This is a genomic window from Rhizobium sp. RSm-3, from assembly GCF_001854685.1.
Taxonomy (GTDB): domain Bacteria; phylum Pseudomonadota; class Alphaproteobacteria; order Rhizobiales; family Rhizobiaceae; genus Rhizobium; species Rhizobium ecuadorense.
On record NZ_MAWZ01000006.1, the window covers coordinates 102,291 to 122,124 of the forward strand.

19 protein-coding genes, 1 pseudogene and 1 riboswitch are annotated in these 19,834 nt (G+C 62.6%); of the genes and pseudogenes, 3 read left to right on the forward strand and 17 right to left on the reverse strand.

The features are described 5' to 3' along the window. Positions 1 to 57 precede the first annotated feature (57 nt). Positions 58 to 849, reverse strand: coding sequence for an SDR family NAD(P)-dependent oxidoreductase (locus BBJ66_RS08985; RefSeq protein WP_049732479.1), 792 nt, complete (start codon positions 847 to 849; stop codon positions 58 to 60). Between the two features lie 98 nt (positions 850 to 947). Here BBJ66_RS08985 and BBJ66_RS08990 point away from each other — a divergent pair, with 98 nt between their 5' ends. After that, on the forward strand, positions 948 to 1,865 hold the full coding sequence (locus BBJ66_RS08990) for a LysR family transcriptional regulator (RefSeq protein WP_071086434.1): 918 nt from the start codon (positions 948 to 950) through the stop codon (positions 1,863 to 1,865). A 28-nt stretch (positions 1,866 to 1,893) separates the two neighbouring features. Here the strand turns inward: BBJ66_RS08990 and BBJ66_RS08995 are convergent, their stop codons facing one another. The 14 genes from BBJ66_RS08995 to BBJ66_RS09060 all read right to left on the reverse strand — a co-directional run bounded on the left by BBJ66_RS08995 (position 1,894) and on the right by BBJ66_RS09060 (position 15,130). After that, the gene (locus tag BBJ66_RS08995) at positions 1,894 to 2,475 is read right to left on the reverse strand and encodes a dienelactone hydrolase family protein (RefSeq protein ID WP_049732481.1); all 582 of its coding nucleotides are present in this window, start codon (positions 2,473 to 2,475) and stop codon (positions 1,894 to 1,896) included. Between the two features lie 40 nt (positions 2,476 to 2,515). After that, the gene (locus BBJ66_RS09000) at positions 2,516 to 2,887 is read right to left on the reverse strand and encodes a cytochrome C oxidase subunit IV family protein (protein WP_049732482.1); all 372 of its coding nucleotides are present in this window, start codon (positions 2,885 to 2,887) and stop codon (positions 2,516 to 2,518) included. Positions 2,888 to 2,894: 7 nt separating this feature from the next. Continuing rightward, positions 2,895 to 3,614, reverse strand: coding sequence for a heme-copper oxidase subunit III family protein (locus BBJ66_RS09005; RefSeq protein ID WP_071086436.1), 720 nt, complete (start codon positions 3,612 to 3,614; stop codon positions 2,895 to 2,897). Positions 3,615 to 3,635: 21 nt separating this feature from the next. Beyond that, positions 3,636 to 4,349: a cytochrome c oxidase subunit 3 gene (locus BBJ66_RS09010; protein ID WP_071086438.1), complete on the reverse strand. Its 714-nt coding sequence runs from the start codon at positions 4,347 to 4,349 to the stop codon at positions 3,636 to 3,638. Further along, entirely contained in the window at positions 4,346 to 6,115 is a 1,770-nt protein-coding gene (gene ctaD, locus BBJ66_RS09015; protein WP_049732485.1) for a cytochrome c oxidase subunit I, read from the reverse strand. Before ctaD ends, BBJ66_RS09010 begins: the two co-directional genes overlap by 4 nt. 26 nt (positions 6,116 to 6,141) lie before the next feature. Further along, entirely contained in the window at positions 6,142 to 6,960 is an 819-nt protein-coding gene (locus BBJ66_RS09020) for a cytochrome c oxidase subunit II (RefSeq protein ID WP_071086440.1), read from the reverse strand. A gap of 181 nt (positions 6,961 to 7,141) precedes the next feature. After that, positions 7,142 to 7,531 (reverse strand): c-type cytochrome, encoded by a 390-nt coding sequence (locus BBJ66_RS09025; protein ID WP_065092403.1) that lies wholly within the window; start codon positions 7,529 to 7,531, stop codon positions 7,142 to 7,144. Between the two features lie 178 nt (positions 7,532 to 7,709). Continuing rightward, positions 7,710 to 8,633 carry an MYG1 family protein gene (locus BBJ66_RS09030; RefSeq protein WP_071086442.1) on the reverse strand — a complete coding sequence of 308 codons (924 nt, stop codon included), beginning with the start codon at positions 8,631 to 8,633 and terminating at the stop codon, positions 7,710 to 7,712. Between the two features lie 339 nt (positions 8,634 to 8,972). Then, the gene (locus BBJ66_RS09035; RefSeq protein ID WP_071086444.1) at positions 8,973 to 9,536 is read right to left on the reverse strand and encodes a hypothetical protein; all 564 of its coding nucleotides are present in this window, start codon (positions 9,534 to 9,536) and stop codon (positions 8,973 to 8,975) included. Between the two features lie 71 nt (positions 9,537 to 9,607). Continuing rightward, positions 9,608 to 10,372: an ABC transporter ATP-binding protein gene (locus BBJ66_RS09040; protein ID WP_049735117.1), complete on the reverse strand. Its 765-nt coding sequence runs from the start codon at positions 10,370 to 10,372 to the stop codon at positions 9,608 to 9,610. Beyond that, complete coding sequence (locus tag BBJ66_RS09045; protein ID WP_071086446.1) at positions 10,369 to 11,409, reverse strand: FecCD family ABC transporter permease; 1,041 nt, start codon at positions 11,407 to 11,409, stop codon at positions 10,369 to 10,371. Before BBJ66_RS09045 ends, BBJ66_RS09040 begins: the two co-directional genes overlap by 4 nt. After that, entirely contained in the window at positions 11,406 to 12,422 is a 1,017-nt protein-coding gene (locus BBJ66_RS09050; protein WP_071086448.1) for an ABC transporter substrate-binding protein, read from the reverse strand. Before BBJ66_RS09050 ends, BBJ66_RS09045 begins: the two co-directional genes overlap by 4 nt. Before the next feature lie 174 nt (positions 12,423 to 12,596). Beyond that, positions 12,597 to 12,852: riboswitch (cobalamin riboswitch) on the reverse strand. A 236-nt stretch (positions 12,853 to 13,088) separates the two neighbouring features. Further along, on the reverse strand, positions 13,089 to 14,369 hold the full coding sequence (blh, locus tag BBJ66_RS09055) for a bifunctional sulfur transferase/dioxygenase Blh (protein WP_071086450.1): 1,281 nt from the start codon (positions 14,367 to 14,369) through the stop codon (positions 13,089 to 13,091). Positions 14,370 to 14,749: 380 nt separating this feature from the next. Beyond that, positions 14,750 to 15,130 (reverse strand): VOC family protein, encoded by a 381-nt coding sequence (locus BBJ66_RS09060; RefSeq protein ID WP_071086567.1) that lies wholly within the window; start codon positions 15,128 to 15,130, stop codon positions 14,750 to 14,752. Positions 15,131 to 15,290: 160 nt separating this feature from the next. On the opposite strand from BBJ66_RS09060, the gene BBJ66_RS09065 reads away from it, so the two are divergent. Next, positions 15,291 to 15,821, forward strand: a complete 531-nt coding sequence (locus BBJ66_RS09065) for a 2'-5' RNA ligase family protein (protein ID WP_071086451.1) — start codon at positions 15,291 to 15,293, stop codon at positions 15,819 to 15,821. Positions 15,822 to 16,003: 182 nt separating this feature from the next. On the opposite strand, the pseudogene ilvB reads toward BBJ66_RS09065, so the two are convergent. After that, positions 16,004 to 17,590, reverse strand: a pseudogene (ilvB, locus tag BBJ66_RS09070) (biosynthetic-type acetolactate synthase large subunit); the annotation flags it as partial. Positions 17,591 to 17,937: 347 nt separating this feature from the next. Then, on the reverse strand, positions 17,938 to 18,399 hold the full coding sequence (locus BBJ66_RS09075) for a hypothetical protein (protein ID WP_071086453.1): 462 nt from the start codon (positions 18,397 to 18,399) through the stop codon (positions 17,938 to 17,940). Positions 18,400 to 18,651: 252 nt separating this feature from the next. Between BBJ66_RS09075 and ftsZ the strand changes: the two genes are divergently transcribed. Then, positions 18,652 to 19,674: a cell division protein FtsZ gene (gene ftsZ, locus BBJ66_RS09080; protein ID WP_049735122.1), complete on the forward strand. Its 1,023-nt coding sequence runs from the start codon at positions 18,652 to 18,654 to the stop codon at positions 19,672 to 19,674. The last annotated feature ends 160 nt before the right edge of the window (positions 19,675 to 19,834 follow it).

Here is a 19,834-nt window from a genome sequence, read left to right on the forward strand (position 1 = left end):
TCCGTTCGGCAAAGGTGACGGCTGTGATCGTCAGCGGTGTATAGGTCACGCCATCCCTTACGAGATGGTGTTGACGAGGCCGCCTTCGGCACGGAGTGCCGCGCCGTTGGTAGCGGACGAACGGGGGCTCGCGAGGTAAGCGACCAGGTTTGCCACTTCCTCGGCCTCCACCATGCGCTGCAGGATCGAGGCGGAGCGTGCGGTTGCGAAGAATTCGGCCTCGATCTGCTTGATCGGCGCGGACGGATCGCTCGCCTGGCCGCGCAGGAAGGCTTCGATCCCGTCGGATCGGGTCGGCCCGGGCAGCACCGAATTGACGGTGACGTTGGTGCCGCGTGTCAATTGTGCCAATCCACGTGCAATCGAAAGCTGCGCCGTCTTGGTGGTGGCGTAATGGATCATATCCTGCGGGATGGCGAGCGCGGATTCGCTCGAGATGAAGATGATCCTGCCCCAGTTCCGCTCCAGCATGGCGGGCAGATAGATGCGTGACAGGCGCACCCCGCTCATCACGTTGACTTCGAAGAGATGGCTCCAGTCGGCATCGCTGATGTCGTTGAATGCTTTGCTTTCATAGATGCCGAGATTGTTGACGAGGACATCGATGGAGGGCGCCGCCTTGGCGATCTCGGCAACCCCCTCACCGGTACCGGCATCGGCCAAAATCCCGCTGACGCCCTTGGCGCCCGATGCCGCTATATCGGCAATGGCAGCGTCGAGTTTACCGCGGTCGCGGCCGGTGATAACGACGCGTGCGCCTTCGGCGGCGAGCGCGCGGGCGATTTCCAGCCCTATGCCGGCGGTGCCGCCGGTGACGAGTGCAGTCCTGTCGGTCAGTTTCAAGTCCATCATCTGGTCTCCAAATTGCGTTCTGGACCAATTTATGATCTGAGAAGACAAAGAACTATTGCCTGAAATGGACATGCACCTGTGAACGAGATTCCTCAATGATGCGCGTTCTGATGGAGCGTTCAGGCGAGATGGAAGTCTTCGCCCGCGTGGTCCAGGAGGGCGGCTTTTCGGCCGCAGCCCGCAGCCTCGAAATCACTCCGTCCGCCGTCAGCAAACTGATTGCCCGGCTGGAAGCGCGGCTCGGAACGCGCCTGTTGCTGCGTACCACGCGCGCCCTGACGCTGACGGAGGAAGGCGAAGCCTATCATCGCGCGGCACTCAGAATCCTGCAGGATCTGAACGACGCCGATCAGGAAGCGGCGGGCGGCGCTGTTCGCGGCCGGCTGCGCGTCAGCGTCACCGTACCTCTCGGAACAATGTTCGTCGCACCCGCCATGCCTGATTTCGTCGCCCGCAACCCCGATCTCATCGTCGAGCTCAGCCTTACCGACGGCATCGTCGATCTGGTCGCTGAGAAAACCGACGTCGCCATTCGCATGGGAAACCTTCCGGATAGCGGCCTGATCGCCCGCAAGCTCGGCCAGTCCCGGCGCGTCGTCTGCGCCTCGCCATCTTATCTTGCGCTGAAGACGCGGCCGCAGATCCCGGCCGATCTCGAACATCACGATTGCCTGACCTTCAGCTTCCGCCGCGCTCGGCCGTCATGGCCCTTCCGCTGCGACGGCAAGGATATCGAGCAGCCGGTATCGGGAAGCCTTGTTGTCAACAATGGCGAGACGATGAAGCAGATGGCCCTTGCCGGCGCTGGCATCGCCCGTCTCGGCCGGTTCCACGTCGCGGCTGAAATTGCCGAGGGAAGCCTTGTCGCCTTGCTGGAGGATTGCAACCCGGGAGACTTGGAACTGATTCACGCCGTCCACGTTGCCGGCGGCCCCGTCCCCCATCGCGTTCGCGCCTTCATCGACCACATGGTCGAGACGCTGAGGGCCTCGCCGCTGCTGCATGCGGATTGATGGGATGAGCGACAGTGTGACGCCGGGATCAGACGCGATCCAGAAACGCGAGCACCCGGGCGGTGAGGAGCGCGGTCGCCTCCGCGTCATAGGACGGCAGCGAACTGTCGGCGAAATAGTGCTGATCGCCGGGATAGAGGAAAAGCTCCGCATCCTCGACCTTCGCCACGATCTCGCGGGCGGCGTCGATATCACCCTCGCCTGCGAAAATCGGATCGTTGTCCATGCCGTGGATCTGGACGGCGACGCCGTCCGGCCAGGGTCCGAAGGCCCATTCGCCGCTGATCGGCAGGCAGGAATAGAAAAGCAGAGCCCCGCGGGCGCCGCGCCGTGTCTGCGCCAGCTTCTGCGCCGGCAGCACGCCAAATGAGAACCCGGCATAAACGAGCTCGACCGGCAATTCGTCGGCGATCCGGACACCGCGCTCCCTGACGGCGTCGAAGCCGACCTCGCCGATATGGGCAAGCCCCTCCTCGATGCTGTTGAAGATGCGCCCGTCGAAAAGATCAGGCGTGTGCACCATGTGGCCGGCTGCCCTGATCTCGTCGGCGAAGGCGCGCACTCCAGGGGTCAGCCCTTGTGCGTGATGGAACAGCAAAATCTCGGCCATAATTGCTCCGGTTGAGATAGTCGCACCTGATGACCGATATCTAAGGCCCAGCCCCAAAGAAAGCCAGCCGGGTGAAGATCGTATAATCCGCTTCCGATACCATCAGTGCCACGAAAACCAGCACCAGCAGCGGCGGCAGCAGGATGGCGTAGACCAGCGCCAGCCGTTCCCAGGCCATGTGCATGAAGATAGCGACGATCAGCCCGGCCTTCAGCATCATGAACAGCAGGATCAGCGTCCACCGGAGATAACCCTGGATGCCGAGATAATCGACCATATAGGAAAAGGCGCTGAGCACGAAGAGCAGGCCCCAGACGAAGAGATAGAGCCGGATCGGATGCTGCTGCCCGTGATCTTGTGCGTGCAGGGCTTGTGCATGCGGGCTTTGCCCATGCGCCGTTGTCTCGCTCATGACGACCTCACCACAGATAGAAAAATGCGAAGATGAAGACCCAGACCAGGTCGACGAAGTGCCAGTAGAGGCCCATGATCTCGACGGCCTCGTAGCGCCCTCTCCGGCTGGTGAAAAAGCCGCGCCGTTCCACGTCGAAATCGCCGCGCCAGACCTTGCGGGCGACGATGATGAGGAAGATGACGCCGATCGTCACGTGGGTTCCGTGAAAGCCGGTGATCATGAAAAAGGTCGAGCCGAATTGTGCGGCCCCCCATGGGTTCTCCCAGGGGCGCACGCCTTCGGTGATCAGCTTGGTCCATTCGAAGGCCTGCATGCCGACGAAGCAGGCTCCGAGAAGTGCCGTCAGCAGCATCAGCATCGCGGTCACGCGGCGGTCGCGGCGATAGCCGAAATTGACCGCCATCGCCATGGTGCCGCTGCTCGAGATCAGCACGAAGGTCATGATCGCGATCAGGATTAGCGGAACGTCTTGTCCGCCGATGTGAAGCGCGAAAACCTCGCTCGGATTGGGCCATGGCACGGGCGTCGACATACGGGCGGTCATGTAGGCGATCAGGAAACAGCCGAAGACGAAGGTGTCGCTCAAGAGAAAGATCCACATCATCGCCTTGCCCCAGGAGGCGGTCTTGAAGGCGCGCTGATCCGAGCTGAAATCGGCGGCGACACCACGCAGGCCGGCCGGCCTCAGACCTGGCTCGCCGTGCGTCTCGATAGTCTGTGCCATCTGCAACCTCCTCTTCAGCCCCTAGTTCAGCAACGTGCGGCAGAGATCGACGAAATCATTCGCCCAGCCGGCAAAAAGCGCAAAGAGCAACAGCCAGACGGCGAGCATGAAATGCGAATAGATGGCGGAGAGATCGACGCTGAGACACAGCTTGTCCGATGCGACCGTGGTTGAGAACGCCCTGACCGTCGTGTGGGTAAGCACGGCGAGCCCGCCGAGAATATGCAATCCGTGCAGGCCGGTCAGCATGTAGAAGAAGCTGTTGGCGGGATTGTCGGTGAGGATGTAGCCGGCCGCCGTCAGTTCCCGCCATACCTGGATCTGTCCGACGAGAAAGAAGACCGCAAGCGCAAGCCCTGTCACAAGCGCCGGCCGCAGGCCTTCCATGCGGCCATGCCGCACTTCTCGTTTGGCCCATTGCAGCGCGGCGCTGCTCAAGGCAAGTGCTGCGCTGTTCACCCAGAGCAGCCGCGGAACCGGCGTGGCCCACCAGTCCGCCGACGCCATGCGCATGAAATAGGCGCTGACGGCAAGGCTGAAGAGCGCGCCGACGACGCCGAGAAACACGAAAAGGCCGATTTTCACCGCCGGCACCGGTGACCGGTCGGCGCCGTCATGAACCGGCAGCTGCATCGACCCGGTTTCCAGCCAGGGCTTCGATGTCAGCCGCTGCCCGGAAAGCCACCAGATGATGACGGCGGCGACTGCGGCAAGGAAGATCAGGGTGACGTTCATGCCGGAATCTCCCGGGTGACGCCGCCGTCTGCCGGCACATTCTGCGGGATGAAATCCTCAGCCGCCCCCGGCACACTGTAATCATAGGCCCAACGGTAGACCACAGGCAGATCCTTGCCCCAGTTGCCATGCGCAGGCGGCGTCTGCGGCGTCTGCCATTCGAGCGTCGTCGCCCGCCACGGATTGCCGCCTGCCTCCCTGCCCCGGAAAAGGCTCCACACCAGATTGAACAGGAAGACCATCTGCCCGGCCCCGACGATCAGCGCCATCACCGTGATGAAGATATTCAGCGAATGGGCCGAAGGCGGAACGAAGGCCGTCTCGCCCATTTCGAAGTAGCGGCGCGGCACGCCGAGCAGGCCGAGATAATGCATCGGAAAAAAGATCGCATAGGTGCCGAGGAAGGTGATCCAGAAGTGGATATGGCCGAGCATGTCGTTCAGCATGCGCCCAGTCACTTTCGGATACCAATGATAGATCGCTCCGAAGATGACCAGGATCGGCGCGACCCCCATGACCATGTGGAAATGCGCCACGACGAACATCGTATCCGACAGCGGCACGTCGACGACGACATTGCCGAGGAAGAGGCCGGTCAGGCCGCCATTGACGAAGGTGACGATGAAGGCGAGGGCAAACAGCATCGGCAGCGTCAGGTGGATGTCGCCGCGCCACAGCGTCAGCACCCAGTTATAGACCTTGATCGCCGTCGGGACGGCGATGATCAGCGTCGTCGTGGCGAAGAAGAAGCCGAAAGCCGGGTTCATGCCGCTGACATACATGTGGTGCGCCCAGACGACGAAGCTTAAGCCCCCGATGATGACGATCGCCCAGACCATCATGCGGTAGCCGAAGATATTCTTGCGCGCATGCGTGCTGATCAGATCCGAGACGATGCCGAAGGCCGGCAGTGCGACGATATAGACCTCGGGATGCCCGAAGAACCAGAACAGGTGCTGGAATAGGATCGGGCTGCCGCCGCCATGTTTCAGCTGCTCGCCCATTTCGACGATGGCCGGCATAAAGAAACTGGTGCCGAGCACGCGGTCGAACAGCATCATGACGCAGGCGACGAAGAGAGCCGGAAAGGCCAAGAGCGCCATCACTGTCGCGGTGAAGATGCCCCAGACGGTGAGCGGCATCCGCATCAGCGTCATCCCCCGCGCCCGTCCCTGCAGCACGGTCACTACATAGTTCAGCCCGCCCATGGTGAAGCCGATGATGAAGACGATCAGCGACGAAAGCATCAGCAGGATGCCCCAGTCCTTGCCGCCTGGGGTGCCGGAGAGAACCGACTGCGGCGGATAAAGCGTCCAGCCGGCCCCGGTCGGGCCGCCGGGGGCGAAAAAGCCGGCGGCGAGGATCAGCACCGCAAGCAGGTAGATCCAGTAGCTCAGCATGTTGGCATAGGGAAACACCATGTCGCGGGCGCCGACCATCAGCGGAATGAGGTAATTGCCGAAGCCGCCGAGGAAGAGCGCGGTCAGCAGATAGATCACCATGATCATGCCATGCATGGTGATGAACTGGTAATAGTGATCGGCATCGATGAAGGCGAAATAGCCGGGAAAGGCGAGCTGTATCCGCATCAGCCATGAGAGCACCAGCGCCACCAGGCCAATCGAAATGGCGGTGATCGAATATTGCACGGCGATGATCTTGGCATCCTGGCTGAACACATATTTCGTCCACCAGCTGTGTGGATGATAAAGTTCGACATCCTCGACTTCGGCGGAGGGAATGCTGCCGGATGGAATCTCGACCATGATCTCTCTTCCCTTTCCCCGCCGGTTCAATTAGCCGGCGGCAGTTCTCCCGATGACGCCGTCAACTGGGTGAATGTCTGCTGCTGCCCGAGCCAGGTCTGGTAGCCGGCCTCATCGTCGACGACGACGGTGCCGCGCATTTGCGGATGGCCGACGCCGCAGAGTTCGGCGCAGAGGATCTCGAAGCTTCCCGTCCGTGTCGGCGTGAACCAGAAATAGGTGATCATGCCGGGGATCATGTCCATCTTGGCGCGGAATTCCGGCACGTAGAAATCGTGGAGCACATCGACGGAGCGCAGCAATATATGCACCGGCTTGCCCACCGGCAGATGCAGCTCGCCGCCCTCGATGATGACGTCGTCGAGGCCGCTTGCGTCGTTCTTGTCGAGGCCGAGCGGGTTTTCGGGGCTGACGTCGCGCGTCTCGGCACGGCCGAGCTTGCCGTCAGCACCCGGCAGGCGGAAGCTCCATAGCCACTGCTGGCTGACGACCTCGACCGATGCGGCATCGGCAGGGACCGTGATGAACTGGTTCCACACGATCAGGCCGGGCGCCAGCATCGCCGCGACGCCGAGCGCCGTTCCCCCTCCGAGCAGCAATTCCAGCCGACGGTTCTCAGGCTCGTAATGCGCCCGGTTTCCCGGCCTGTGCCGGAAGCGGTAGACGCAGTAAGCCATGAACGAAACGACCGCCACGAAGACGATGCCGGTGATCCAGAAAGTGATGACGAGGGTAGTGTCGATATAGGTCCAGTTGGACGCGATCGGCGTCCACCACCAAGGGCTCAGCACATGGAACAGTACGGAGCCGACGACAATCAGGACGAGGATCAGCACGACAGCCATTTCCGCTCCTCCTCGAGCAGGTTGACCCGTGAAACCGCATTCCGCAAAAAGTCTGTGTTTATTATCGCACAGATAGAAAATATCGGCAATTACGGCGATTTAGGCATGCCCCGCCGGCCGCGAACCCGTCATTTGGGGTATTGCCACCACTGGCAATACCCGCCACTGCGAATATTGCCAGTCATTGGGAATATTGTTTGAGATAGGCGATGAGATCGGTGATTTCCTGATCGTCCTTCACGCCGACAAAGGCCATCTTCGTGCCCTTCACCTTGGCTTTCGGATTGTGGAGATAGTCTCGTAACGTCGCCTCATCCCACACGAGACCGCCCTCGCCAGCTTCCTTCATCGAGCTGGAATAGGCGAAGTTGGGATGCGTTCCGGCCTTACGGCCGAACAGCTTGTTCAACGACGGACCGACCTTATTCGTATCGGAATCGGCCACGTGACAGGTCGCGCATTTCTTGAAAACGGTGGCGCCCGCCGTCGGGTCGCCCTCCTGCGCCCCGGCATAACCGGGGAAAAGGGCAGTCACAGTTGCACCAATCAGCAGAACAACGCGATAATCCATGGCAAACCTCATCCTCCTCAAGGTCGCCAGCCACTCACACCCTCAATTATCTCTCGCGTGTGGGTGGTGGTTGTTATGGCTCGAAGCTTAATCCTTCGCGGATGCAAGTCAATCGCCTCACAGTTGGGGTCACCTGAACGCAGATGAGATCAGGTGAACCCGACGCGGATAACGGCCGTTAAACCCCGATCGAAAGCGCCTCCTTAACCGCCAACTCGGCCATGGCAAGTGCAGCCTCGCGGGTCCTGGCGGCGGCGATGAAACGGCCGTTGTGGCAGAAGCTTGCGCCCTCTATGCCGCAAACTGTCTCCAGCTCTCCATTGGCAAGACCGGCCCAGGCTGTCGGCAGATCGGCCCTGAGTTCGAAGCCTTCCTCGGCGCGGCGGATGCCGGTCACGCACCAATCCTTTTCGCGCGGGTGGACGACGAACAGCAGGTGATCGGCGCCCGCCTTGACGATGGCGGGACGGAAGGGCATCCCCCGCGGCAACTCCAGAACACGCCCCTGCCCCGCAGCCTCGATTGCCCGGTGCACCATCGCCTCGGCGCGCAATTTTGCGGCACTCTGGGCGATCCTCGCCTCGACGAAACTGCGGGCGACGGCAAGTGCTGCGTGGAAGGCGCGATCGTCGGCCCCGGGTTCCGTTTCGTCGAAAACCGGTTTCAGAGTCTCCAGCAGCGCCGGCAGTGTCAAACCCGCCAACGGCCCCGAGGGGCTGAGCGCGCCATTGTCGGTCAGATCGATCGGCAGCACGAAGCCGGCATCGAAGGAACCATGCACCACCTCGACATGCGCCTCGGGAAGGCCGGAGGCTGCGAGATAATCGCGGCCGTAATGCTTCCAGATCAAGCCGAACGAGCTGTAGGGCTGGCCATCTTCGCGCATCGGCGCGCCGCGCTGGTGATGATCGAATATGCCGCGACCAGCGTCATAGGCGCCGCCGACATCGTAGATGATCCGGTCTTGGCCCGGCGTGATCCATTCCGGCGCCCGGCTGCGGACGATGCGCGCCTGCGGGAAAAGCCGGGTCAGTATAACGCTCGACAGCAATTCATCGGCATGGAAGCCACCGGAATGGGTGACGAGGAAATCGGGGATCATGAAAGGCCTTGTCGTTTTTGGCGGGTCCGCCTGGGTCAGCACCAGATAGCGGTTGGTGGATATGACGACAAGCCTCTATAGGAAGAGACTCTTGGACTTTGGCGCATTGGCGACGGCAGGGATGGCGGCGCTGGAATAGCAGCAAACCCTCGGCGCCGGAGCGCGGCAACCTCCAACGCCCCTCATCCTGAGGCGCGTAGCCCCGCAGGGCGAAGCCCCGAAGGACACGCTGCAGCGCTGCTCCTTGCGCTGGCGCACCCGCCTCACCCTTAGAGGCCCGTGAAGGTTAGCCTAAACCTGCGCAGCGGTTTGGCAGGACGACGTGCATCAAGACAAAGGCTAAGGCAGCATCGGTCCCGGCTGACTTGCAACGAGCGCCCGGCTGGCCGCCGCGCTGGCATGGAGGCAGACAAGCCCGATCGCGGCCAGAGAATTGATCAGCAGGACATTCGCCAGGACCGACGCCGAAAATGCGCCCTCACCCGACGGAAGCAGCGCCGTTGCGGCAAAGAGCACGCCTTCATAGGCAACGAAGCCGGCCATGAAGGCGCCAGCCATAGTGACGGTGAGGTCGGCCGCAAGACGAAGCACGCCGAGCGCTGCGGCCAGGGATGCGAATGCGGCAATGCCGATCGCCAGACCCCAGGCATAGCTGTCCCAAGTCTGGGGATAGCCGAGCACGACATACCCGACCATCTGGTTGGCGAGCCAGGCCAGCAGAACCGCCGTCACCGCCATCCGCCGGGGAAGAATGACCGCCGCTACCGCCGCCAGGGCCACGAAGGGCGTGACGCAGGCAAAAAGCAGGCTGAGAGCGACGCTCGCGCCTGAAATGATGACGACCCAGGCAACAGCGAAGCCGGGGACGATTGGGCGCAGGGGAAACTGATTTCGTTCGAGCATCTCGAAACTCCGTTCGACCGGGCGCAAGCGCCCTCGGAAATCATACGCCAGTCCAGGAAAAAGGCCATTCCTCAATCCAGGACGTATTGGATGTGGTGCCGGCCATGCACGGCCGATTTCTGGACATGGGCGCGAACGCCGAAAACCCGGCCGATCATATCCTCCGTCAGCACATCCTCTGGCGCGCCCGCGGCGACGACCTCGCCCTTCTGAAGCACCGCCAGGCTGTCGCAGAACATCGCCGCCAGGTTGAGATCGTGCAGCGCGACAATGCAGGTGATGCCGAGCTTCGAGATCAGCCGGAGGATGTCGAGCTGGTGCTGGATATCGAGATGATTGGTCGGCTCGTCGAGCAGCAGCTCACCCGGCGCCTGCGCCAGCGACCGCGCAATATGGACACGCTGACGCTCGCCGCCCGATAGCGTCTGCCAGAGCTGACCCGCCCGCTCTCGCATGGCGACCCGCAACAAGGCCTCGTCGACCGCGGCATCGTCCTCCGCGCCCCAGGGTGAGAGCAGCCCGCGATGCGGCGTGCGGCCGAGCCGCACCACGTCGCGCACGGTCAGTTGCGTCTCGGTCGTCGATTGCTGCTCGACGAAGGCGATGCGCCGCGCAAGGGCTGCGCGCGACAGTGAGGCGATATCGTCTTCGCCCAGCCGGATAACGCCGCTGCGGACCTTGCGCAGCCGGCAGATCAGCCTGAGCAGGCTCGATTTGCCGGAACCGTTCGGCCCGAGCAGGCCGAGCACCTTGCCCTTTGCCACCGTCAGGCTGACCCCGTTGACGATGATCGTGTCGCCGGCGGCGAAACTCACCGCGTCGATGGTAATGCTCATGCGCTCCTCCGCACGCGATAGAGGATGACGGCGAAGGCCGGCGCGCCGAAGAGCGCGGTGACGACGCCGATCGGCAGGACCTGCTGCGGGATGATGATGCGTGAGACGATATCGGCGCCGACCATGTAGATCGCGCCGCCGAGTGCCGTTGCCGGCAGCAGCCGCCGATGGCCCGGTCCGACGAGGAAGCGGGCGGCATGCGGAATGACCAGGCCGACGAAGCCGATCGAGCCGACCATGCTGACGACGCTTGCCGTCATCGCCGCCGTCAGGGCAAAGAGCAGGATCTGAACGCGGCGCACGGCAATGCCGAGCGAGGCGGCCGCATCCGTGCCGAAGGCGAAGGCATCGAGCGCCCGGACATGGGCCATGCAGACGAGGAAACCGGCAAGCGCGATCGGCACCGAGAGATAGACATCCGGCCAGCGCACGCCGCTGAGCGAGCCCAGCAGCCAGAACAACACGCCGCGCGCCTGCTCGGCATTGGCCGAGGTCGTGACGATATAGGAGGTGAGCGCATTGAAGAGCTGCGAACCGGCGACACCGCAGAGAATGATGCGCTCGCCGGTTCCGCCCGCCCCCGTGGCGAGAAAGCCGACCAGCAGAAAAGCGACGACCGCGCCGAGAAAGGCGCCGCCCGAAAGCCCGAGAACGCCGTAGCCGAAGCCGAGGATCATCACCGAGACCGCCCCGGTCGAAGCCCCGGCGGAAATGCCGAGCACATAGGGTTCGGCCAGCGGATTGCGCAGCAGCGCCTGCAGGATCGCGCCCGAGAGCGACAGCGAGGCGCCGGCGCTCGCCGCGACCAGCGCCCGGCTGAGGCGATAATCCCAGACGATGCCCTGATGGATGCGGCTGAGCTCGAAATCCGTGCCGAACAGCCGGTTCGACACCGCCTCCGCCGTGGTCGCCAGCGGAATGGCGATCTCGCCGATCGAAACGGCAAGGCTGATCATCAGCCCGAGAAGAAGGAAGGCGGCAATGGTGAGCGCGGCAAGCGCCCACCATCCCGGCTCTCTGGCCGTTGCTGCCGTCACTGGGTCAGGCCGAAGGACTTGATGCCCTTCGCCAGCGTCTCGATGCCGTCGATAGTGCGTATCGTCGGGTTCATCGATTGCGCGTCCATCATCACGAAGCGCCTGTTCTTCACCGCGTCCAGCTCCTTGGTGACGGGATCCTTCTCGAGGAAATCGATCTTCACCTCGGGATCGTCGGCGGCGTAGCGGCGCCGGTCCATGGTGGCGAGCACGATGACGGCGGGGTTCGCCTCGGAAATGGTTTCCCAGCCGACCAGCGGCCATTCCTCTTCGGTGGTGACGACATTCCTGGCGCCGATCGTCTTCAGGATATAGGCAGGCGCGCTGTTCTTGCCGGCAATGAAGGCGTCGCCATTGGCCTCCTTGCTGGAGAACCAGAAGACGACCGGCAGGTTCTTGCCCGCTGCGCCCGATATCGAAGCCACCGCATCGGCCTCGCGCTTCTTCAGCTCGGAGATCAGTGCATCGCCGCGCTCCTTCACGTCGAAAATTTCAGAGAGTTCGGCGATTTCACGATAGATCAACTCCATCGTGAACAGCTCCCTGCGCACGCCGTCGCCGCCATCGGTGTTGACCTTGGCGACGCAATCGGCCGGCGCGAGATAGGTGTTGATGCCGACATCCTCGAACTGCTCGCGCTTGCCGACCGAGCCCTGCGCGCCGACATGCCATTCGAACTCGGCCGCCACCAGGTCGGGCTCTTGCCCGACGACGGATTCGAAGCTCGGATCATTGTCGGCGAGACGCTTTATCTTGCTGTTGGCCTCGGCATATTGCGGCAGCACGGGACCGACCCAGACGGCCGTGCCTGCGATCTTGTCGGCAAGGCCGAGCGAGAAGAGAATTTCGGTCATGCCCTGGCCGATCGAAACGATCTTCGACGGGGCCTTCTGGAACGTCACCTGCTCACCGCAATTGGTGATGGTCAAAGGATATTGAGTGGCGGCAAGGCTCGGTGCCGCAAGGCCGATCAGCCCGAAGGCAAATGTCATGGTGGCGAGAATCTGACGCATGAAAAACCTCGATTGAAGGGAAAAAGCACGGTTATGCCGCACGCGCGGCCGAAGGCACGCTGAGACGTGCGCTAACCGCAGGAGGCCCAATCGAGACGGATGCATGCCGGAATTCGGCGAAGGTTCAGAAGGTCAATCATGTCTGTTCCTTGTCCGGGCATCCCCGCCCGGTTGATTGGATCGTGATTGACGGCAGGTCTCCTGGCTTGCGGATATCCATCGGTTCATCCACCTTCCCGCGATATATCGCAGTGGCGAGGCCATAAGCCCTTCAGAGATGGCCGGTCGCTGGCCATAGCTGAGATGATCGACAATCCGCTTACAGTTGCGGGGGCAGCCACGGTCTCGGTCCCTACTGGGTCGTCCTCACCGTGTTCCCTATTAATCCCCTTGGAGTCATCTTCAGGGAACCGTCGCCCCCCAGTTACGTCGCCTGCCCGGGCGACGTCAATGATTATTGCGGGGGACGGGGTTTGGGTGGGTGAAAAATGGAGACTGAAAGGAGCATCCTCGCCTCCTCAGGATACGGCGTTCGTAAGCGTTGGCGCCGCCTTCTCAGTTCCCGCTGTCGCGGGCGCGGCATCTTCCGACCTCCCTCATGCTGAGGTGCGCAGCCCGAGAGGGCGGAGCCTCGAAGCACGCGCCGCAACGCTGCTCCCTGCGTCCCTACAACGCATCCAGCGGTATCTTCAGATACCGCCGGCCGTTCTCCTCGGGCTCGGGCAATCTGCCTCCCCGAATATTCACCTGCAGCGCGTGCAGCATCAGCTTCGGTTTCGGCAGCGTGCGGTCGCGCGCCTGGCGCAGCGCCACGAAGCCGGCCTCGTCGATGGCTGATATATGCGGATTACCGCTTTTCTGGGCGGCTATCGTGCTTTCCCAGCGCGGGTGACGGCCGCCAGGTTGATAGTCGTGGCCGGAAAAGAGCCGGGTCTCCTCGGGCAGCGACAGGATGGCCTGGATCGAGTGCCAGAGGGCGCTGGCGCTGCCGCCGGGAAAATCCGTGCGCGCCGTGCCGGAATCCGGTGTGAACACGGTGTCATGCACGAAGGCGGCGTCGCCGATCACATAGGTCACCGAGGCAAGGGTATGGCCGGGCGAGAACATCACGCGGGCTTTGAGCCCGCCGATCTCGAAGGTGTCGCCGTCGGCAAACAACCGGTCCCATTGCGAGCCGTCGGTTTCGAGTGCCGGCCAGTTGTAGATCTCCTTCCAGAGCACCTGCACGTCAGTGACATGGACGCCGATGGCCGTCGGCGCGCCGGTCTTTCCTTTGAGGTAATGCGCGGCGGAGAAATGATCGGCATGCGGATGCGTGTCGAGGATCCACTCGACCGTCAGCCCCTCGCTGTCGATATGCGCGAGGATGGCGTCGGCATTGGCCGTCCCCGTTGCACCCGACATCTCGTCGAAATCGAGCACTGGGTCGATGATGGCGCAGCGTTTCGTCACCGGGTCGGCAACGACATATTGCACACTGCAGGTGCGGGGCTCGAAGAAGGCCGTCACGCCAGCCGCCTGCCCGGCCCGCTTCTCCAGCCAGCGGCGTGCGCCGGCAAGATCGAAGCCGAGGTTTTGACCGAAGGCCTGAACATCCCCGACCTTCATGCGCCCATCCAGCACCTCGCCCAGCGTATAGAGCGTCAGCGCCCGTGTGCCGCTCTTGCAATGGGCGACGACTGGTCCCTTCGCCTCGGCCATCGCCGCCTGGAAGGCCCGGATATCGGCCTCGGTGATCTCGGCCCCTTTCACCGGCACGAAGCCGTAGGCGAGCCCCGCGGCGGCAGCGGACGCCTTTTCCGCCGCATTGCCGGGCTGCCCCGGCTCCTCGCCGTCCGGCCGGGCATTGATGACGCCGGCAAAGCCGTCTGCCGCAAAAGCGGCAAAGCCGGCGGCATCGGGCTGCCCCGCCACCGATATCAGCTCATTGACCCTCACGGATGTCATCGAAGCCCCCGCGCCGCCTGCATCGGCAGTATCGCATGTATATCAATACAATCTCACAAGTATATTGCCGAGCGCAAGAATAGTCGCTTCACACTTCTGCGCGCCTGCTGCGGGCCGGCAAATGCAGAGGCAAGACACTCCCGATCCTCGCCCGGCCCGGCGCAGCCAGTCAAAACGACAGCGCTGGCGCCGACGATGACGACGTCGTCGAGCATGTCTTCCTGCGTATAACCGCGTGCGGTGACGCCGGGCGGGGCCCAGATCGTGCCGCCGCGCTATTGGAAATTCTCGATCAGCGTTGACAATGGATCGAGCGGCGGCACATGCGTCCCAGCCAACCCTCCTGGGCGATGAAAAACCTCCCCGCAGAGCCCGCGTTATCACGCGTCCATCGCCGGCTCATTGAGCATCGCCTCGATATTGTATCCGTCGGGATCGAGAACGAAGCAGGCATAATAGTTGTCGGCATATTCCGGCCGCGGGCCGGGCACACCATTGTCCCTTGCACCGGCTTCGAGCGCTGCGCGATAAAACGCCTCGACCTCCGCCCTGCTCTGGACCCGGAAGGCGACGTGCAAACGGGTCAGAGGCGGCTTGTCGTCGGTGTGCTGGATTTCGAACAGGCTGCCACCGACATCGAAAGCCCAGAATACGCCTTCCTTCCCGAAGGCGCGGCGATAGCCAAGAGGGTCGAAGGCGCGTTCATAGAACACCTTGCTCTTTTCAAGGTCACTGACAGCAATGGTGATATGATCGATCATGGCGTGCATCCCTATCGTTCCGCCGCGCCCCATCATAGGCGAATCCCCGCGGCAGAAAACACACAAAGCCGCTCGATATCCTGCAACGCAGGCGGCTGCTCGACATCGGCAACGATGTAAAGCTATGGTTCAGCCGGGATAGACTGGATAACGCTCGCGCATGCCTTACGGGATCAGCCTCAAATGTCTGAACGAGGACGCATCGCCGGTTTTCAAACTCTGGGACGAAGCCGCGGCATTCGAAGAGACGGCTTCAATGCGGGCTTTGAATTATCCTCCGCATCTCACCCTCGCAGTTTATGACGAGTTTTCTTCTGATCGGTTGGCCGCAGCGCTTGAACGCGTCTTCCGCGGGCATTCGGCCGTTACCGTAAGCTTTTCGGGTGCCAGTTATTTCGAAAACGAGTTCATCGTCTTGTGGGCCCGACCGATCGCGGACAACGCACTTTTCCAGTTGCACGCGGCACTGCACCAAGAGATCGACCCCGCCTATTGTCACGAGCACTATCGGCCCGGCAACTGGGTGCCTCACTGCACCGTCGCCGCAAAAGTGCCGAAGGCAAAATCAGAGATCGCGATCAACTGGGCAAACGAAAACCGGATGCAGTTCGCGGTGAGTTTCGATGCCGCAGACTGTGTCCGATTTCCGCCTGTGGAGATAACGAGCGAGATCGCATTGACGCAGCAATGACCGCTGACGGCGCAAGCCGATGCAGAGGATGAATGCCGCGCAGAGTCTGGCGGTTGGCACGCCGCAGGACCTTCCCGCGACACAAGCCGCGCCCTCTCTCCGCCCTCATCCTGAGTGCCCCGCAGGGGCCTCGAAGGACGAGGGCGGCCACCGGCCTCTCCTCGGCAAAGGATGCAGGCTTAAGCGACGCGGCAGTCGAACAGAACAGGCCGGTTCACTGCGATCATCTCCAGGATCGCTTCGTCGAGTTCGGCCGGCCTCTCGCAGCGAATGCCGTGTCCGCCATAGGCTTCGGCAAGTTTGACGAAATCCGGATTTCCGTGCTGCCGAGCCGTTCCCTCATCGCCGCCGTTGAGAATGAAGATCTTGATCGGCGCATTGTGCTGCACGGCGGCAGACATTTCCTTCATGGTCATCTGCACGGAGACATCACCGGCTATGTCGATGACGAGGCTGCCGGGATTGGCGATCTGCACGCCGAGGGCGGCGGGCAGTCCGTATCCCATCGTCCCCAGGCCGCCTGACGTCATCCAGCGGTTCGGCTGCTCGAAGTCGTAGTGCTGCGCCGCCCATATCTGATGCCGGCCGACCTCCGTCGTGATGTAGGTATCCCGATCCTTCGTCAGTTCGTAAAGCCGCTCGATGGCATATTGCGGCATGATGACGTCGTCGCGCATCGCATAGGAAAACGATCGCCGTGCCCGCCAGCCCGCAATCGTGCTCCACCACCCGGCCAGTCTCACCCGGTCCGGCGCCTGCGGCAGCGCCTGCCAGAGACGAACGAGTTCGGCAAGCACGCCGGCGGCATCGCCCCGGATACCGATATCGGCGCGCACGGTCTTGTTGAGCGAGGAAGCATCGATATCGATCTGAATCTTCCGGGAATTCGGTGAGAAACCATCGACGCCGAAGGCAAGCACGCTTTCGAAGCGTGCCCCGATGCAGAGCACGAGGTCGCAGTCGTGCATTGCCATATTGGCCTCATGGGAACCGTGAAGCCCGGCCATCTTCAGCCAGTTCGGACTGGACGCCGGATAGGCGCCGAGCCCCTTCAGCGTCGCCGTGACGGGAAAGCCGGTGAGATCGACCAGTTCGTGCAGCAGCTTTACCGCTTCAGGGCCGGAATTGATGACGCCGCCGCCGACGCAGATAACCGGCCGGCGCGCCGTTGCCATCAGAGCGATGGCAGCCTCGATCTCCCTGATGGCGCCGCGGCCGTCCGGCTGGCAGCTCGGTCTCGGGACGACAGCCTCTGGCGGTGTATAATTTCCGCTGGCAAACAGCACGTCCTTCGGCATGTCGACCAGAACGGGCCCGGGCCGGCCTGATCCGGCGATGCGAAAGGCCTCGTGGATGGCGGCCGCCAGATCATTGACATCGCCGACCAGCCGATTGTGTTTCGTGCAGGCTCGGGTGATGCCGACGGTATCGCATTCCTGAAACGCGTCGGACCCAATCAGTGTCGTCGGCACCTGGCCGGACAGGCAGACGAGCGGGATGGAGTCAGAGAGGGCATCCTGAAGGGGCGTAATCGCGTTGGTGACGCCGGGGCCTGATGTCACCAGCATGACGCCGACCTTGCCCGTCGAGCGGGCATAGCCCTCCGCGGCATGGCCGGCTCCCTGTTCGTGGCGAACCAGAATGTGCCTGATGTCTTCCTGCTGGAAAAGCTCGTCATAGATCGGCAGCACGGCAGCGCCGGGATAGCCGAATATATGCTTGACGCCATTGTCTCTCAGCGCCTGGAGAACGATTTCCGCGCCGGTCATCTGCGCGCGCGGGGTGTCGATGGAATGACGGGATCTCATGGTTCCGTTCCTTGATCAGCGTGACGATGTTTGGAAAGTCCGACGAGGCGCACGCCCGGATTCAGGGCATAAAAAAAGGCCCCGTCAGGAGCCTGCTTACCGCGCATGGGTGCTTTCGCCGGATGGTTATACCATCCTGCCCATGCGCCCGATCACCACTGCCAGAACCATTGCGATTTTCATGGCGTCACAGCTAAAGGCAAATCGGCGTCTGGTCAATGCTCCCGAAGGAGACGAAACCGCCCGCGGGAAAACCCCGGGCGGTCGCATCATCGTCCAACATCTCGGCCATGCCGGGGTGTCCGAGGTCAGTCCCGGCCCTGCAGGCGGTCCATGACCTGGAGCAGCAGGTCGGCGCAGGCCTTCATCGGTTCGTCCTCGGCGCATTTCAGATCAATCCGGGTGTCCCCGTCCTCGATCCGGAAATGGGCGGCCTTGGACGGCGGCGGCGGGCGATGACCGTGGAAACCACGGAAGCCCCTATCGCCACGGAAGCCCCTGTCGTCGCGGAAGCCCCTATCGTAGCGAAAACCCATGTCGCCCCTCGATCTATGCCACCGGTCATCGGGGCGATCGCTTGGCCGCGCATCCGGCTCGACCGTCATCCGCTCGTCATCACCGGAGGCAGAAGGGTTCGGTGGCGGCGGTGGCGAGGCCGGATCGGCCGCGGCAGGCGGAGTCTCGGCGGCTGGCGGGGCCGGCGGCTGTTGGGCGAAGGCGGTGCCGGCCAGTGCGGCAAGAGCAAGGCCCGAGAGGAGAAGTCTTTGCATGGAAATGTTCCTTTACCGGAAATAACAAGCATGTCTGTAAACACCGCAGCGCGGCTTTGGTTCATGCCCGAGCGGCTCGTGAGCGAAATCCCCAAAGGCCATGGCCACGATCCCGACGATGGGGGCAATCACAGGAGTGTCGCCACGAGACGTCTTTCGCCTCGCCTCTGCCTTGTTGGACGGCTATCCTGTGCGCCGATTCGCTATCCGCAACGAGGGCGTGGCGTGAACGAAGCATCAAAGGAGAGCGCGATGACGGACGCCAAGAGCGGCATTTCGGGACTGCGGCCGCACATTACTGTGATTGGCGTCGGCGGTGGTGGTGGCAATGCGATCAACAATATGATCGCGGAAAACCTGGCAGGCGTCGAATTCGTCGCCGCAAATACCGATGCTCAGGTGCTCGCCACATCCAAGGCGACGCGCCGCATCCAGCTCGGCGCCAATGTGACCGAGGGTCTCGGCGCCGGCTCCCTGCCGGAGGTCGGTCATGCGGCGGCTGAAGAATCCATCGATGAGATCATGGATCACCTGGCCGGCTCGCACATGTGCTTCGTCACCGCCGGCATGGGCGGCGGAACCGGCACGGGCGCAGCACCCGTCATCGCCCGCGCCGCGCGTGCCGCTGGCATCCTGACGGTCGGCGTCGTCACCAAACCCTTTACCTTCGAAGGCAACCGCCGCATGCGAATGGCGGAAATCGGCATCGAGGCGCTTCGCCAGGCCGCCGATACGGTCATCGTCATCCCCAACCAGAACCTCTTCCGCATCGCCGATGCGAAAACCACGTTCGCCGATGCCTTCATGACGGCCGACCGCGTGCTCTATGCCGGCGTTGGTTGCATCACCGATCTGATCGTCAAGGAAGGCCTGATCAACCTCGATTTTGCCGACGTGAAATCGGTCATGCGCGGCATGGGCCGCGCCATGATGGGCACTGGCGAAGCCTCCGGTGAAAGCCGCGCGATGAAGGCCGCGGAAGCGGCAATTGCCAACCCGCTTCTCGATGATATTTCGATGAAGGGCGCCAGGGGCGTGCTGATCTCGATCTCCGGCGGCTCGGATATGACGCTGTTCGAAGTCGACGAAGCGGCAAGCCGGATTCGCGACGAGGTGCAGGACGACGCCGATATCGTCGTCGGAGCCATCTTCGACCGCAGCCTTGACGGCAGGTTCCGCGTCTCGGTCGTGGCGACCGGCCTGGAAGGCGGCGCCGTGCCCGCCTCCGCTTCTCAACCAGCCGCAGAGCAGATCCAGACGCGCACGCTGCAATAACCGCAGCCGTATCGTGGCTAAACGTCTGACCGGCTGAAACCCGGTCGGACGAAGAGTATGTCCGAGACATCCCAAACACGGAGATTTCGATGGTCTACCTGTTTGGGATGTAGAGAGCATCCGCTGCGGCATCATAGACAACGTTCGAGATGAATCGTCT